Source organism: Mycolicibacterium novocastrense (assembly GCF_001570485.1).
Classification (GTDB): Bacteria; Actinomycetota; Actinomycetes; order Mycobacteriales; family Mycobacteriaceae; genus Mycobacterium; species Mycobacterium novocastrense.
On sequence record NZ_BCTA01000070.1, the window covers coordinates 61,737 to 75,131 of the forward strand.

General features: G+C 69.0%; 16 protein-coding genes and 1 riboswitch. Of the genes, 8 read left to right on the top strand and 8 right to left on the bottom strand.

The annotated features are described in order from the left end of the window. Positions 1 to 15: 15 nt before the first annotated feature. Entirely contained in the window at positions 16 to 1,032 is a 1,017-nt protein-coding gene (locus tag RMCN_RS23835; protein ID WP_067394490.1) for a glutathione S-transferase family protein, read from the bottom strand. Positions 1,033 to 1,119: 87 nt separating this feature from the next. Next, the gene (locus RMCN_RS23840) at positions 1,120 to 1,530 is read right to left on the bottom strand and encodes a cold-shock protein (RefSeq protein ID WP_064348123.1); all 411 of its coding nucleotides are present in this window, start codon (positions 1,528 to 1,530) and stop codon (positions 1,120 to 1,122) included. A 151-nt stretch (positions 1,531 to 1,681) separates the two neighbouring features. Between RMCN_RS23840 and RMCN_RS23845 the strand changes: the two genes are divergently transcribed. The 4 genes from RMCN_RS23845 (at position 1,682) to RMCN_RS23860 (ending at position 5,058) form a co-directional block, all read left to right on the top strand. After that, on the top strand, positions 1,682 to 2,086 hold the full coding sequence (locus tag RMCN_RS23845; protein ID WP_064412271.1) for a YccF domain-containing protein: 405 nt from the start codon (positions 1,682 to 1,684) through the stop codon (positions 2,084 to 2,086). Continuing rightward, positions 2,083 to 3,135, top strand: a complete 1,053-nt coding sequence (moaA, locus tag RMCN_RS23850; protein WP_067394493.1) for a GTP 3',8-cyclase MoaA — start codon at positions 2,083 to 2,085, stop codon at positions 3,133 to 3,135. The genes RMCN_RS23845 and moaA overlap by 4 nt, the downstream gene beginning before the upstream one ends. A 13-nt stretch (positions 3,136 to 3,148) precedes the next feature. Next, a complete protein-coding gene (locus tag RMCN_RS23855; RefSeq protein WP_064412273.1) occupies positions 3,149 to 3,418 on the top strand; it encodes a MoaD/ThiS family protein in 270 nt (89 codons plus the stop codon). Between the two features lie 253 nt (positions 3,419 to 3,671). Then, positions 3,672 to 3,852: riboswitch (cyclic di-AMP (ydaO/yuaA leader) on the top strand. Positions 3,853 to 3,861: 9 nt separating this feature from the next. Beyond that, a complete protein-coding gene (locus RMCN_RS23860; RefSeq protein ID WP_064416765.1) occupies positions 3,862 to 5,058 on the top strand; it encodes a transglycosylase family protein in 1,197 nt (398 codons plus the stop codon). An 18-nt stretch (positions 5,059 to 5,076) separates the two neighbouring features. Here RMCN_RS23860 and RMCN_RS23865 read toward each other — a convergent pair whose 3' ends face one another. The 4 genes from RMCN_RS23865 to RMCN_RS23880 are packed head-to-tail and all read right to left on the bottom strand — an operon-like array spanning position 5,077 to position 6,646. Further along, the gene (locus tag RMCN_RS23865) at positions 5,077 to 5,505 is read right to left on the bottom strand and encodes a molybdenum cofactor biosynthesis protein MoaE (protein WP_064415931.1); all 429 of its coding nucleotides are present in this window, start codon (positions 5,503 to 5,505) and stop codon (positions 5,077 to 5,079) included. Then, positions 5,502 to 5,978, bottom strand: a complete 477-nt coding sequence (locus RMCN_RS23870; protein ID WP_174523754.1) for a MogA/MoaB family molybdenum cofactor biosynthesis protein — start codon at positions 5,976 to 5,978, stop codon at positions 5,502 to 5,504. Before RMCN_RS23870 ends, RMCN_RS23865 begins: the two co-directional genes overlap by 4 nt. Then, positions 5,978 to 6,454 carry a cyclic pyranopterin monophosphate synthase MoaC gene (gene moaC, locus RMCN_RS23875; protein WP_084377697.1) on the bottom strand — a complete coding sequence of 159 codons (477 nt, stop codon included), beginning with the start codon at positions 6,452 to 6,454 and terminating at the stop codon, positions 5,978 to 5,980. The genes RMCN_RS23870 and moaC overlap by 1 nt, the downstream gene beginning before the upstream one ends. Beyond that, positions 6,455 to 6,646, bottom strand: coding sequence for a hypothetical protein (locus RMCN_RS23880; protein ID WP_174523753.1), 192 nt, complete (start codon positions 6,644 to 6,646; stop codon positions 6,455 to 6,457). Positions 6,647 to 6,711: 65 nt separating this feature from the next. Between RMCN_RS23880 and RMCN_RS23885 the strand changes: the two genes are divergently transcribed. After that, complete coding sequence (locus RMCN_RS23885) at positions 6,712 to 8,970, top strand: helicase-associated domain-containing protein (protein ID WP_067394496.1); 2,259 nt, start codon at positions 6,712 to 6,714, stop codon at positions 8,968 to 8,970. Positions 8,971 to 9,104: 134 nt separating this feature from the next. Further along, complete coding sequence (locus RMCN_RS23890) at positions 9,105 to 10,754, top strand: DNA repair helicase XPB (RefSeq protein WP_067394585.1); 1,650 nt, start codon at positions 9,105 to 9,107, stop codon at positions 10,752 to 10,754. 15 nt (positions 10,755 to 10,769) lie between these two features. On the opposite strand, the gene RMCN_RS23895 is transcribed toward RMCN_RS23890, so the two are convergent. Then, positions 10,770 to 11,114 (bottom strand): cupin domain-containing protein, encoded by a 345-nt coding sequence (locus RMCN_RS23895; protein ID WP_064414270.1) that lies wholly within the window; start codon positions 11,112 to 11,114, stop codon positions 10,770 to 10,772. Positions 11,115 to 11,256: 142 nt separating this feature from the next. On the opposite strand from RMCN_RS23895, the gene RMCN_RS23900 reads away from it, so the two are divergent. Then, the gene (locus tag RMCN_RS23900; protein ID WP_067394499.1) at positions 11,257 to 11,847 is read left to right on the top strand and encodes a hypothetical protein; all 591 of its coding nucleotides are present in this window, start codon (positions 11,257 to 11,259) and stop codon (positions 11,845 to 11,847) included. Between the two features lie 21 nt (positions 11,848 to 11,868). Here the strand turns inward: RMCN_RS23900 and RMCN_RS23905 are convergent, their stop codons facing one another. Beyond that, on the bottom strand, positions 11,869 to 12,861 hold the full coding sequence (locus RMCN_RS23905) for an LLM class F420-dependent oxidoreductase (protein ID WP_067394502.1): 993 nt from the start codon (positions 12,859 to 12,861) through the stop codon (positions 11,869 to 11,871). 314 nt (positions 12,862 to 13,175) lie between these two features. Here RMCN_RS23905 and RMCN_RS30870 point away from each other — a divergent pair, with 314 nt between their 5' ends. Continuing rightward, entirely contained in the window at positions 13,176 to 13,385 is a 210-nt protein-coding gene (locus RMCN_RS30870) for a hypothetical protein (RefSeq protein ID WP_131808596.1), read from the top strand. Positions 13,386 to 13,395: the final 10 nt, after the last annotated feature.

Consider the following 13,395-nt stretch of genomic DNA (forward strand, 5'->3'; position numbering starts at 1 on the left):
GGCTTTGAGCCGGCGTCACTCGGCGCCGTGACCCTGCTGCACCCGTTCGCCCTCGCGCGTCGGGCCGGGCGGTGTCCCGTCTCCGAACGGCCTGCCGCCCAAGGCTTCTCGACCGTGCGGTGTCAGCCAGTTGGACAGGTCGGGTCCTTTCGGCACGACCTGCGTCGGGTTGATGTCGGTGTGCACGATGTAGTAGTGCTGCTTGATCTGGACGAAGTCGATGGTGTCGCCGAAACCCGGTGTCTGGAACAGGTCGCGGGCGTAGGCCCACAGCGCGCGTAGCTCAGAGAGCTTCTGGCGGTTGCACTTGAAGTGCCCGTGATAGACGGGGTCGAAGCGCGCGAGCGTGGTGAACAGCCGCACGTCGGCCTCGGTGATGGTGTCGCCCACCAGGTATCGCTGGTCGGCCAGCCGGCCTTCGAGCCAATCGAGCGCTGTGAACAGGCGGTCGTAGGCCTTGTCGTAAGCCTCTTGAGAGCCCGCGAACCCGCACCGGTACACGCCGTTGTTGATCTCGGTGTAGATGCGTTGGGCCACCTCGTCGATCTCGTCGCGGTGCTTCTCGGGGTACAGGTCGGGCGCGCCGTCGCGGTGGTACTGCGTCCACTCGGTGGAGAAGTCGAGCGTGATCTGCGGGAAGTCGTTGGTGACGACCTCACCGGTCGGCACGTCGACGATCGCGGGGACCGTGATGCCCTTGTCGTATTCGGGGAAGCGTTTCAGGTAGGCGTCTTTGAGCCGGGGGATTTTGAGAACCGGGTCGACGCCGCCCGGATCGAGGTCGAACGTCCAGCTGTCCTGGTCGTGGGTGGGCCCGCAGAAGCCGATGGACAGGGCGTCTTCGAGTCCGAGCAGCCGTCGGACGATGATCGTGCGGTTGGCCCACGGGCAGGCCCTCGCGACGATGAGCCGATAGCGGCCGGGTTCCACGGGATACCCGTCGCGGCCATCGGCCGTGATACGAGTGCCGATGTATTTGGTGTCGCGGTTGAACTCGCCACCCGAGTCGGATTTGTCGGCGACATATGCCATGGCACCAGCATGCCCGCCGAGAGTGGGGTTGATGCACGCAGTCGCGGCTCAGGTGTCGATCAACCCGACACTCGGCGCTTAAGAGAGTTAATTCTCGAGTTCGCGGGCGACCGCCCGTACCACCTCGGACACCCGGCGGGCGGCCTTGCGGTCCGGATAGCGGCCCTTGCGCAGTTCGGGCTGCACAGCGCTCTCGAGCAGCGTGATCATGTCCTCGATCATGCCGTGCAACTCGTCGGGTGAGTGCTTGCGCTCGGCGGCGGCGGCCTCCCGGCGCGTGCGCGACAGGCTCGGCGGCGGGTCGATGAGCGTCACCGTCAACGCCTGCGGCCCGCGTCTGCCCGCGGCGATGCCGAACTCCACGCGCTGCCCGGCCTTGAGGGTCTCAACACCGGAGGGCAGCGCCGACGATCGGACGTAGACGTCCTCGCCGTCCTCCTGGGACAAAAACCCGAAGCCCTTTTCGGCGTCGTACCACTTAACCCTGCCGGTCGGCACTGGTCTCACCCGCTCGTCGTTGTACCTACAAAAGGAAAGCGCCCCGAATGCGCCGGGACGCGTGCTGCTCGATCCTACTCTGACCTCTACCTCGCCAGCACCCCCTTATCGGTAGGCTGAAGACCACCGCTGGAGGAGAAGAAGCGCGCATATGCGATTGATACTCAACATCATCTGGTTGGTGTTCGGCGGCCTGTGGCTGGCGCTGGGCTACCTGCTGGCGGCGCTGATCTGCTTCGTGCTGATCATCACGATCCCGTTCGGCTTCGCGGCCCTGCGCATCGCGGCGTTCACGCTGTGGCCGTTCGGGCGCACCGTCGTCGACAAACCGGGGCCACGTCCGGGCGCACTGGTCGGCAACGTCATCTGGGTCATCCTGTTCGGCGTCTGGTTGGCGCTCGAGCACATCATCACGGCGGTGGCGATGGCGATCACGATCGTCGGGATCCCGCTGGCGCTGGCCAACCTCAAGCTGATCCCGATCTCGTTGATGCCGCTGGGCAAGGACATCGTGCCCGTGGATTCGGTGGCCAATCCGGAGCGGGCGTTCGCGTGACCGTCGTCGACCTCGGTGTGCCCTCTGCCGCCGCACAGTCCTCCCCCGCACCCGCCGACGGACCGCTGATCGACACCTTCGGCCGGGTCGCCACCGACCTGCGGGTGTCGTTGACCGACCGCTGCAACCTGCGGTGCACCTACTGCATGCCCGCCGAAGGCCTGGACTGGTTGCCCTCGGAGCGGCTGCTGCGGCCCGAGGAGCTGACCCGCCTGCTGCGCATCGCGGTGACGAGGCTCGGCGTCAGAAGCGTGCGCTTCACCGGCGGCGAACCCCTGGTCGCCCGCCACCTCGAGGACGTCGTCGCCGCGACGGCTGCGCTGCAACCCCGGCCCGAGATCACGCTGACCACCAACGGCATCGGCCTCGACAAGCGGGCTGAACGGCTCAAGCGGGCCGGGCTGAACCGCATCAACGTGTCACTGGACACCGTCGACTCCGCGCGGTTCGCCGCCATCACCCGTCGAGACCGGCTCCCCGATGTGCTGGCCGGTCTGCGGGCCGCGAAGGCCGCGGGCCTGGACCCGGTGAAGGTCAACGCGGTCCTCGACCCGGTCACCGGCCTTGACGACGCGGTCGGGCTATTGCGGTTCTGTCTCGACCATGGCTATCAGTTGCGCATCATCGAGCAGATGCCGCTGGACGCCGGCCACGAGTGGCAGCGCGGCAAGGCGATCGCCGCCGACGATGTGCTGGCTGCCCTGCGACAGCATTTCGACCTCACCCCGGACACCGCCCCGCGCGGGTCGGCGCCGGCCGAGTTGTGGCGCGTGGACGGCGGCGTGGGCAAGGTCGGCATCATCGCCTCGGTGTCACATGCGTTCTGCAGCGCGTGCGACCGCACCCGGCTGACCGCCGACGGCCAGGTCCGCAACTGCCTGTTCGCGCAGCAGGAGACCGACCTGCGACGGCTGATGCGCGCGGGCGCCGACGACGCCGACGTCGAGGCCGCGTGGCGCGCGGCGATGTGGGCCAAAGCGGCGGGCCACGGCATCAACGATCCGAACTTCGTACAACCCGATCGGCCGATGAGTGCGATCGGCGGATGAGTCAAAGGAAGCAATGACTGCGACAACCACAACGGTGGCGGTGAACGTCCGCTATTTCGCGGCCGCACGGGCCGCCGCCGGTAACGATGAGGAGACGATTCGGCTTCGGCCCGGAACGACGCTCGCCGAACTCGTCGGGCAACTGAGTGAGCGCGACGAGAATCTCGCGAAAGTGTTGAAACGCTGCTCTTTTCTGAGCGACGGTATCGCCGTGCGCGATGACGCCGTCGCGCTTCGCGACGCTCAAACCGTCGATGTTCTTCCCCCATTCGCCGGCGGATAACGGTGATTTCCGTCACATCACGGAATGATCACAACCTGGCTACGGCGCGATTGAGCGACCGCTAGTCCTGCGGGAACGCCGAAAGCTGCTGGGCATTTAGAGGATTTTTAAGATTTGCCGGAAGCGAAAACGCCGTAATCGGCAAAAGATGACGCGGTCAAAACGAGCCGTTACGGTTCAGTCCCAAGCCGGTCGACCTCAAACCGACTGGCCCGCCGTGGCCAACCGCGCCGAGCTCCATCCGTTGGCGCACGGGATACCAACGAACAACTTGGATGGAGGCGGGGGACCCAACCGGTCCGCCGAGTCAAAGACGGACCTGGAGCCGATTGGTTCCTTGGGGTGAAGCCGAATCGCGTTGTGCGACACGGCCGGGCAATACCTCTCCAGCCCGAACCCGACAGCTGACCTCGTGGGCGCCGAAGAGAGGACCGAACGCACCTATGAGTGGACGGCACCGCAAGCCGGCTTCATCGGCTGTAAGCGTCGCGAAAGTCGCCTTCACGGGCGCTGTGCTCGGAACCGGAAGCCTTGCTCTCGCCAGCCAGGCCCACGCGGCCACCGACGGCGAATGGGATCGAGTGGCCAGCTGTGAGTCCGGCGGCAACTGGGCCATCAACACCGGCAACGGCTACCAGGGCGGACTCCAGTTCGCGCCGAGCACGTGGACCGGCCACGGCGGCGGTGAGTACGCCCCCGCCGCACACCTGGCCTCCAAGGAAGAGCAGATCGCCGTCGCCGAACGCGTCCTCGCCAGCCAGGGCAAGGGTGCGTGGCCGACATGCGGTAAGGGGTTGTCGGGTGCGACGCCGCGCACCGTCGTCGACGACGCCATCGACGCCGTGAACGACGTGCTTCCTCCTCCGCCGCCGCCGTTCAACCCGTTCGCCCCGCCGCCGCCCCCCGCGCCGGTCGACGCGCTGGCCGCACCCGCGCCACCGCCCGCGCCGGCGCCCGAAGCACCGCCCGCCCCCGTCGTCGATGCGTTGGCCGCCCCGGTTCCGGAGGCTCCGCCCGTCGATGCGCTGGCCGCCCCGGTGCCCGAGGCACCGCCCGTCGATGCGCTGGCCGCCCCCGTACCCGAGGCTCCGCCGGCTCCGGCCCCGGCGCCTGAAGCACCGCCTGCACCCGCGCAGTTCGACGCGTTGGCCGCCCCCGTACCCGAGGCACCGCCCGCGCCGTTCGATCCGTTGGCCCCACCTGTGCCCGAGGCGCCTCCGGTCGATGCGCAGGCCGTTGCCAACTGGGACGTCGCACCGGATATGCCGGTGCCGGGTCAGCAGCCGGAACTCTGGTCGCTGCCCGTCGACGCGGCGCTCCAGCCCGCCCCGCAGATGCCGCCGGCCCCGCCCGCGCCGGCCGCCGATCCGGTCGCGGCCGACGCCGGCGTTCCGCATCTCGCAAGCCCGGAGAACCTGCCGGCGGGGACCACCGTCGACCGTGCACAGGCCGGGGTCGACAGCCCGAACGTCTCCTACTTGAAGGAGATCTGGCACGCGATTCAGACGCAGGACATCACCGGCAAGGATGCGCTGCTGGCACTGACCCAGCGTCCGCTCACCACGCCGGACGCACCGGGCGGCCAGGCGCCGAATCTGCCTGCAGCACCGGCACCGGACGCACCGCTGCCGCCTGCCTGATCACCACGCGGGCAGCCGCTACGCGGAGTTCACCCATTCGTCGGAGCCGTCGGCGAAGAACTGGTGCTTCCACACCGGGAGTCGCTCCTTGACGACGTCGACCAGTCGCGCGCACGTCTGGAACGCGGCCGCGCGATGATCAGCCGCGACGGCGGCCACCAGCGCCGCATCACCGATCTCGAGGGCCCCGATGCGGTGGCTGACCGCGATGGCCCGGACCCCTTCGGCATCGGCGGCGATCTCAGCGGCCACCTCCGCAAGCGTCTGCGGCGCCGACGGATGCGCTGAATACTCCAGCCGCAGCACAGAACGCCCACCGTCGTGGTCGCGCACGACACCGGCGAAGCTCACCACCGCACCAGCCGAGGCGTTGGCGACCAGCGCTTCGTGCTCGGCGGGATCGATGGTCTGGTCGCTGAGGTCCGCGCGCAGCACCACGGCCGTCATCGCGAGTGGTCCTTTCCACCGATCTGATCCAGCGCATGTTCGAGAACGCGGTCGAGTACGCCCAGTCCGTCTTTGACGCCGCCGGGCGATCCGGGCAGGTTCACGATCAGCGTGCGGTCCTTGACCCCGCACACTCCGCGCGACAGCACCGACGTCGGCACCTTGTCCTCCCCAGCCCGACGGATCGCGTCGGCCAGGCCCGGAATCTGGTAGTCGACCAGCGCGGCGGTGGCCTCGGCGGTGCGGTCCGTCGGCGAGATACCCGTGCCGCCAGAGGTGATCACCACGTCGGCCCCGTCGTCGACCGCGGCGGAGATGGCATCGGCGACCGCATCTCCGTCCGGTACCACCACGGGCGCCGGGGTGGCGATGTCACGGCCGGTGAGCCAGTCCACGACGATCGGTCCGCTGCGGTCCTCGTAGACGCCTGCGGCGGCTCGTGTGGAGGCGATGACGACCCGACCCGACCGCATCAGCGGGTCCACGTCCCGGTCTTGCCGCCCTCTTTGCGCAGCACCCTGATGTCGTCGATGCGGGCGGCGGGGTCGACGGCCTTGATCATGTCGTAGAGGGTCAATGCGGCCACGCTCACCGCGGTCAGTGCCTCCATCTCGACGCCGGTGCGGTCGGTGCTGCGCACGGCGGCGGTGATGTCCACGGTGTTCTCGTCGATCTCGAAGTCGACGTCGACCCCCGTCAGCGCCAACTGATGGCACAGCGGGATGAGGTCGCTGGTGCGCTTGGCGGCCAGGATGCCCGCGACGCGGGCGGTGGCCAGCGCATCACCCTTGGGCAGGCCTCCCGACGCGATCATCGCGACGACGTCGGCCGTGGTGCGGAGGGTTCCGGCCGCGACGGCGGTGCGCTTGGTGACTCCCTTGGCCGTGACGTCGACCATGTGCGCCGCGCCGGTCTCGTCGACGTGTGAGAGGCGGGGCCGCTCGGACACCTACTTGTTGACGACCGTGACCGCGTGCACGTACGGCAGTTCGTCCGCGGGCAGCGGGAACGTGATCTCGCCGAAGGGCGACAGCGCGCCGGTACGGTCGGTGGCCAGCTCGCTCACCGCGTGGTCGTCGTCTCCGTCGATCTCAGGCCAGCCCGGATCGACGTACCGCTTCTTCCCTTTGTTGTCTGCCACGCCCACATTGTGGCAAACGACTCGGCCGGTGGCGACACCGCCACACTCCTTTACGCTGGTCAGCAATGACCGAGAACGCACCAGGCCTCCCCCTCGGTGCCTGGTTGGCCGATCTCCCCGACGACCGGCTCATCCGGCTGCTGGAGTTGCGGCCCGACCTGACCCAACCGCCACCGGGGTCGATCGCTGCGCTGGCGGCCCGCGCACAGGCCCGCCAGTCGGTCAAAGCCGCCACCGACGACCTCGACTTCCTGCGGCTCGCGGTGCTCGATGCGCTGCTCGTGCTGCACGCCGACACGACCGCCGTTCCGGTCACCAAACTGCTGGAGCTCATCGGCGACCGAGCCCCCGAAGCGGCCGTCGCCGAGGCCCTCGACGATCTGCGCGACCGTGGGCTGGTGTGGGGTGAGGCGGCGGTCCGAGTGGCGGGCGAAGCCGTCGCGGGCTTGCCGTGGTACCCGGGGCAGGCCACGGTCGAAGACACCGGGGCGGACCCACAGGACATCGCCGCCCGGCTGGAGGCGCTCGACGAGGCGCAGTCCGAGTTGTTGCAGAAGTTGCTCGAGGGCTCGCCGGTGGGCCGCACCCGCGACGCCGCACCCGGCACACCGGCCGATCGCCCGGTGCAGCGGCTGCTGGCCGCCGGCCTGCTGCGCCAGGTCGACGCGGACACCGTGATCCTGCCGCGGCTCGTCGGCCAGGTGTTGCGCGGTGAACTGCCGGGCCCCGTGCAGCTGACCCAACCCGAGCCGGTGGTGTCGACGACGACGGCGGCCGACGCCGACGCGGTGGCCGCCGGCGCCGCGCTGGACCTTCTCCGCGAAGTCGAGGTGGTACTCGAAACACTCGGTGCCACACCGGTTCCCGAGTTGCGCAGCGGCGGCCTCGGCGTGCGTGACGTCAAACGGCTGACCAAGGCCACCGGCATCGACGAACGCCGCCTGGGGCTGATCCTCGAAGTGACCGCGGGCGCGGGCCTCATCTCGGCGGGCATGCCCGAGCCCGAACCGGACGCCGGTGACGGCCCGTACTGGGCGCCGACGGTCTCATCCGACCGGTTCGTCGAATCGCCGACAGCGGTCAAATGGCATCTGCTGGCGACGACCTGGCTGGAGCTTCCCGGACGGCCGAGCCTGATCGGCAAGCGTGGCCCCGACGGCAAACCCTATGCCGCGCTGTCGGATTCGCTGTTCTCCACTGCCGCACCATTGGACAGGCGACTGCTCCTGGAGGTGCTGGCAAGCCTACCGCCCGGCGCGGGCGCCGACGCAAGTGAGGCGTCGCGGGCGATGATCTGGCGCAGGCCGCGCTGGGCGGTGCGGTTGCAGCCGGAGCCGGTCGCAGACCTGCTGACCGAGGCGCATGCATTGGGGCTGGTGGGTCGGGGCGCCCTTGCCACCCCGGCTCGGGCGCTGCTCACCGACGCTTCACCCGACGACGTGGTCAAGGCGATGGACAAGGTGCTGCCCGCGCCGATCGACCATTTCCTGTTGCAGGCCGACCTCACGGTGGTCGTTCCCGGCCCGCTGCAGCGGGACCTGGCCGAACAACTGGCCGCGGTGGCCAGCGTGGAATCGGCGGGCGCGGCGATGGTGTACCGGATCAGCGAGCCGTCGATCCGCCGGGCGCTCGACACCGGCCGCACCGCGGGCGAACTGCACGCCTTCTTCGGTCGCCACTCGAAAACACCTGTGCCGCAAGGCTTGACGTATCTCATCGACGATGTGGCCCGCAGGCACGGTCAGTTGCGCGTCGGTATGGCCGCGTCGTTCGTGCGGTGCGAGGATGCGGCGCTGCTCGCGCAGGCGGTGGGTGCACCGGCGACGGAGTCGCTGGAGATGCGCCTGCTGGCGCCCACGGTCGCGGTGTCGCAGGCGCCGATCGCCGACGTGCTCGCGGCGCTACGCCAGGCAGGCTTCGCGCCGGCGGCCGAGGACTCGACCGGTGCCATCGTCGACATCCGCGCCCGCGGGGCGCGGGTGCCCGCCCCGGCAGGGCGACGGCGCAGCTACCGACTCGCCCCGACGCCCACCAACCAGACGCTCGGCGCGATCGTCGCCGTGCTGCGCAAGGTGGCGGCCATGCCGTCGGCGTATCAGCGACTCGACCCGGCCGTCGCCATCACCCAGTTGCAGGATGCGGCCATCGCGCAGGCCTCGGTCGTGATCGGCTACGTCGACCCCGCCGGGGTGGCCACCCAGCGCGTCGTCGCGCCGATCAACGTGCGGGGCGGGCAGTTGACGGCATACGACCCGGCGTCGGGGCGGGTCCGCGATTTCGCCATCCACCGCATCACCTCCGTGGTCGCCGCCGACGAGTCGTAGCGCACCGCGCACCGTCGCGAGCGACCGCGAAATACCCAGCTCATGCGGCGTTTCGGCGGGCAGACACGGTCGCTCGCGGGTGGGGGCGTCCGCTCGCGGGTGGGGGCGTCCGGGGGTTCTGGATAATGGACGGAATGACCGACGGCCCCCTGATCGTGCAGTCCGACAAGACGGTGCTGCTCGAGGTCGACCATGAGCAGGCGGGGGCGGCGCGTGCCGCGATCGCCCCGTTCGCCGAACTCGAGCGTGCCCCCGAACACATCCACACCTACCGCATCACCCCGCTGGCGCTGTGGAACGCGCGCGCCGCGGGGCACGACGCCGAACAGGTCGTCGACGCGTTGGTGTCGTTCTCCCGCTACGCGGTGCCCCAGCCGCTGCTGGTCGACATCGTCGACACCATGGCCCGCTACGGGCGACTGCAACTGGTCAAGCATCCGGCTCACGGTCTGATGCTGGTGAGCCTGGATCGCGCGGTGCTCGAGGAGGTGCTGCGCAACAAGAAGATCGCGCCGATGCTGGGCGCGCGCATCGACGACGACACCGTCCTTGTGCACAACAGCGAGCGCGGCCGGGTCAAGCAGATGCTGCTCAAGATCGGTTGGCCCGCTGAGGATCTCGCCGGTTACGTCGACGGCGAGAAGCACCCGATCAGCCTCGCGGAGAACGGCTGGCACCTTCGCGACTACCAGCAGATGGCCACCGAGTCGTTCTGGGAGGGCGGATCGGGGGTCGTCGTGCTGCCGTGCGGTGCGGGCAAGACGCTCGTCGGCGCCGCCGCGATGGCGAAGGCCTCGGCGACCACGCTGATCCTGGTGACCAATACCGTCGCCGGGCGGCAGTGGAAGCGTGAGCTGATCAACCGGACCTCGCTCACCGAGAACGAAATCGGCGAATACTCCGGGGAACGCAAGGAGATCCGCCCGGTGACCATCGCCACCTATCAGGTGATCACGCGTCGCACCAAGGGTGAGTATCGGCACCTGGAGTTGTTCGACAGCCGCGACTGGGGGCTGATCATCTATGACGAGGTCCACCTGTTGCCCGCACCGGTGTTCCGGATGACGGCCGATCTGCAGTCGCGTCGTCGACTCGGCTTGACCGCCACGCTGATTCGTGAGGACGGCCGCGAGGGTGACGTGTTCTCGTTGATCGGGCCGAAGCGCTACGACGCGCCGTGGAAGGACATCGAGGCCCAGGGCTGGATCGCGCCCGCCGAGTGCGTGGAGGTGCGCGTGACGATGACCGACAACGAGCGGATGCTCTACGCGACCGCCGAACCCGACGAGCGCTACAAGCTGTGCTCGACGGCGCACACCAAGATCGCGGTGGTCAAGTCGCTCCTCGACAAGCACCAGGGTGAGCAGACGCTGGTGATCGGCGCCTATCTCGACCAGCTCGAAGAGCTCGGTCGGGAGCTCGACGCGCCGGTCATCCAGGGTTCCACGAAGACCGCGGAGCGCGAGGTGCTCTTCGACCAGTTCCGACGCGGTGAGATCTCGACGCTGGTGGTCTCGAAGGTCGCCAACTTCTCCATCGACCTTCCGGAAGCCAGTGTCGCCGTGCAGGTTTCGGGCACGTTCGGATCCCGCCAGGAAGAGGCGCAGCGCCTGGGCCGGCTGCTGCGGCCCAAGGCCGACGGCGGCGGCGCGATCTTCTACTCCGTGGTCTCCCGCGACAGCCTCGACGCCGAATACGCCGCGCACCGTCAGCGATTCCTCGCCGAGCAGGGCTACGGCTACGTCATCAAGGACGCCGACGACCTGTTGGGCCCCGCGATCTAGACGCGCGGCCCTGCCCTAGACGTGCGGGCCCACCGGATTGGACACCGTCAACAGGATCGCGGAGTCCTCGATCGCCTGCAGTCCGTGCCGGTCCTTCGGCACGACGAGGTGGTCGCCTTCGGAGCCCTCCCAGTTGGCCGATGAATGGGTCAGCCGTACCCGGCCGTGCAGCACCTGCAGCGTGGCTTCCCCGTTCGTCTCGTGCTCGGTCAGCTCGGAGCCACCGGTCAGGGCGATCAGCGTCTGGCGCAGCGAATGCTCGTGGCCGCCGTAGACCGTGTGCGCGCTGCGTCCACTGCTGGCGGCGCGGGCCGTCTCGAGTTGCTCACGTGCGAGCGCGGTCAGCGAGGTCTTGTTCATTGCGGGCTTCCTGTCGAGGGCTGGTCGATTTCGCAATTCAGCAGAGATGCCAATCTTAGTGACGGCGCATCCGCCGCAGGCGGCCGCATCGGGACCGTCGTAAATGAGCGCCCCAGGCGGTGAGGCGCTAGCCTGCTTACCCATGACCAGACGCCGTCGCGCCATGTCCGTCCAGGCGGTCAAGTTCGGACTCGTCGGCGTCGCCGTCGGCCTGGGTGCGCTGACTTCGGCCGGGTTGGCCAGTGCGGACCCCGAGGTCCCGCCCGTTCCCGGGACGCCCGGAGCGCCACCGGCGCCCGGCCAGCCCTATGCCGCTCCGGTGGCGCCGGGGGACCCGCCGCCCGCGCCTCCGCCCGTCGGCGCGCCTCCCGTGCCTGAGATTCCGAACGCGCAGTACGGGCAGGGTTCGAGCCCGGGTCCGCTCGGCTTCCTCCGAGATGCCTGGCGCCAGGCCCAGGACCCGTACGGGTTCGCCGCACTGCCGCCGGGCCAGGCGCCGGTCGGCGCCCCGCCACCGCCCGGCGCGGGGCCCGCACCGCAGTTGCCGCCGGGATACACCTCGCTGAACGCCCCCGAGTCCAACGGACCGCCGGTTGCGCCGCCGGCCGAAGGCGGTCCACCGCTGCCGCCCGGCTACTACCCACTGGACGGCCCACCGCCGCCCGGGTACTACGACAGCCCCCCGCCTGGCCCCGCGGTACCGCCCGAAGGACCGATTCCGCCGACGCCGTGAGCAGGCATATGCCGTAGTGCCTCAGCTCAGGGCGGGAATCACCTGCTTTTCGAACAGTTCGATCCCCGAACGGTCATAGGCGGCTTCCGGGAAGTAGAGGATCGCGTACTCACAGCCAAGCTCGCGCATCTTCTCCAGCTTCTCGACGACCTGTTCGGGTGTGCCGCTTGCCGACTCGGGCGCGGACACGGAGTTCAGCATCGCGTCGACCGCCGCCTCGTCGGCCTTGGTGACCTGCCGTGCGCGCAGCCTCGCCACCCGCTCCTTGACGTCGGACTCCGAATCGCCGATCACCGCGTTGAAGTTGGCCGAGCGCACGATCGCGTTGTAGTCGGTGCCGACCTCGCGGCAGTGGTCGGCCAGCACCTGGGACTTGTGGGTGAAACCTCCCGGCTCGCAGGTGAAGTTGGTGTACTGCGCGTACTTCGCCGCGATCCGCAGCGTCACCTTCTCGCCACCGCCGGCGATCCACAGCGGGATTCCGTTGTCCTGCAATGGCTTCGGCTCGACGATCGCGCCGGAAACCTGGTAGTGCTTGCCGTCGAAGCTCACCTTCCCGTCGCGCCAGGCGTCGCGCATGATCTGCACGCCCTCGTCGAGGCGGGCCAGCCGCACCCCGGCGGACGGGAACCCGTAACCGTATGCGCGCCACTCGTGTTCGTACCAGCCACCGCCGATGCCCATCTGAATGCGGCCGCCGGAGATGATGTCGGCGGTGGCGGCGACCTTGGCCAGATACACCGGATTGCGGTAGCTCATCGCCGTGCACATCTGGCCGAGCTTGATGCGCGAGGTCGTCGCGGCATAGGCGGCCATCAGGGTCCACGCCTCGTGAGTGGCCTCCGCGGTGGGCACCGGAACGGTGTGGAAGTGGTCGTAGACCCACAGCGAGTCCCAGGCGTCGCTGCCGTCGGCGTACGCGGCGAGATCGCGCATCACCGCCCACTGCTTTGCCGGAGGAATGTCGATCAGGTCCAGTCGCCACCCCTGCGGGATGAACAGTCCGAAGCGCATGGCACCCGACTCTAGGCCTCCCGTAGCCGGGAGATCGGCAGGGCACCGAGCGCGTCGGTTCGCCGCGAGCGGCGTCGGCAACGCCCCATCGTTACCGCATCGCCGCCACCGCCCGAGAAGTATCAATTAGCTGCGCTCACCATGAGTCACGTACTGGGCGTTAGCGTCTCGCGGCCGGGAAAGGCTCGTCCGCCGCACGGGCCTGTCGACCAAGCGAGGTTCGACATGCTTCGCCGACCGCCGATTTCTGTTGTATGGTGTGGCTCACACCAGGCAATACGTGTGATTTAAGACACAGACAGGAGGAGGCGGTCGTGGGTCGTGACCCGATAGACGGGTTCAGGGCGCATCCCGTGCGTCCCGGCGGCGCGGTGCACGTTCGGTGGTTCACTGTCCTGCTGCTGGCGGTCATCGCGATCGCAGCGATAGCAGGAATCGTCAGCACGGCGGCGATGGGCCAGACTCCTGTCGCGATCGCCATCGGCATCATCGCGATGGCGTTCTTCTCCCGGATCGGGGCCTGAGCTCGATCCT

What these genes read in the sequence shown, in the direction of transcription:
- RMCN_RS23835 (WP_067394490.1), bottom strand. Translation starts at nt 1,032, where the DNA reads ATGGCATATGTCGCCGACAAATCCGACTCGGGTGGCGAGTTCAACCGC.
- RMCN_RS23895 (WP_064414270.1), bottom strand. Translation starts at nt 11,114, where the DNA reads ATGAACAAGACCTCGCTGACCGCGCTCGCACGTGAGCAACTCGAGACG.
- RMCN_RS23900 (WP_067394499.1), top strand. Translation starts at nt 11,257, where the DNA reads ATGACCAGACGCCGTCGCGCCATGTCCGTCCAGGCGGTCAAGTTCGGA.
- RMCN_RS23885 (WP_067394496.1), top strand. Translation starts at nt 6,712, where the DNA reads ATGACCGAGAACGCACCAGGCCTCCCCCTCGGTGCCTGGTTGGCCGAT.
- RMCN_RS23855 (WP_064412273.1), top strand. Translation starts at nt 3,149, where the DNA reads ATGACTGCGACAACCACAACGGTGGCGGTGAACGTCCGCTATTTCGCG.
- RMCN_RS23870 (WP_174523754.1), bottom strand. Translation starts at nt 5,978, where the DNA reads ATGCGGTCGGGTCGGGTCGTCATCGCCTCCACACGAGCCGCCGCAGGC.
- RMCN_RS23905 (WP_067394502.1), bottom strand. Translation starts at nt 12,861, where the DNA reads ATGCGCTTCGGACTGTTCATCCCGCAGGGGTGGCGACTGGACCTGATC.
- RMCN_RS23890 (WP_067394585.1), top strand. Translation starts at nt 9,105, where the DNA reads ATGACCGACGGCCCCCTGATCGTGCAGTCCGACAAGACGGTGCTGCTC.
- RMCN_RS23865 (WP_064415931.1), bottom strand. Translation starts at nt 5,505, where the DNA reads ATGACGGCCGTGGTGCTGCGCGCGGACCTCAGCGACCAGACCATCGAT.
- RMCN_RS23860 (WP_064416765.1), top strand. Translation starts at nt 3,862, where the DNA reads ATGAGTGGACGGCACCGCAAGCCGGCTTCATCGGCTGTAAGCGTCGCG.
- RMCN_RS23845 (WP_064412271.1), top strand. Translation starts at nt 1,682, where the DNA reads ATGCGATTGATACTCAACATCATCTGGTTGGTGTTCGGCGGCCTGTGG.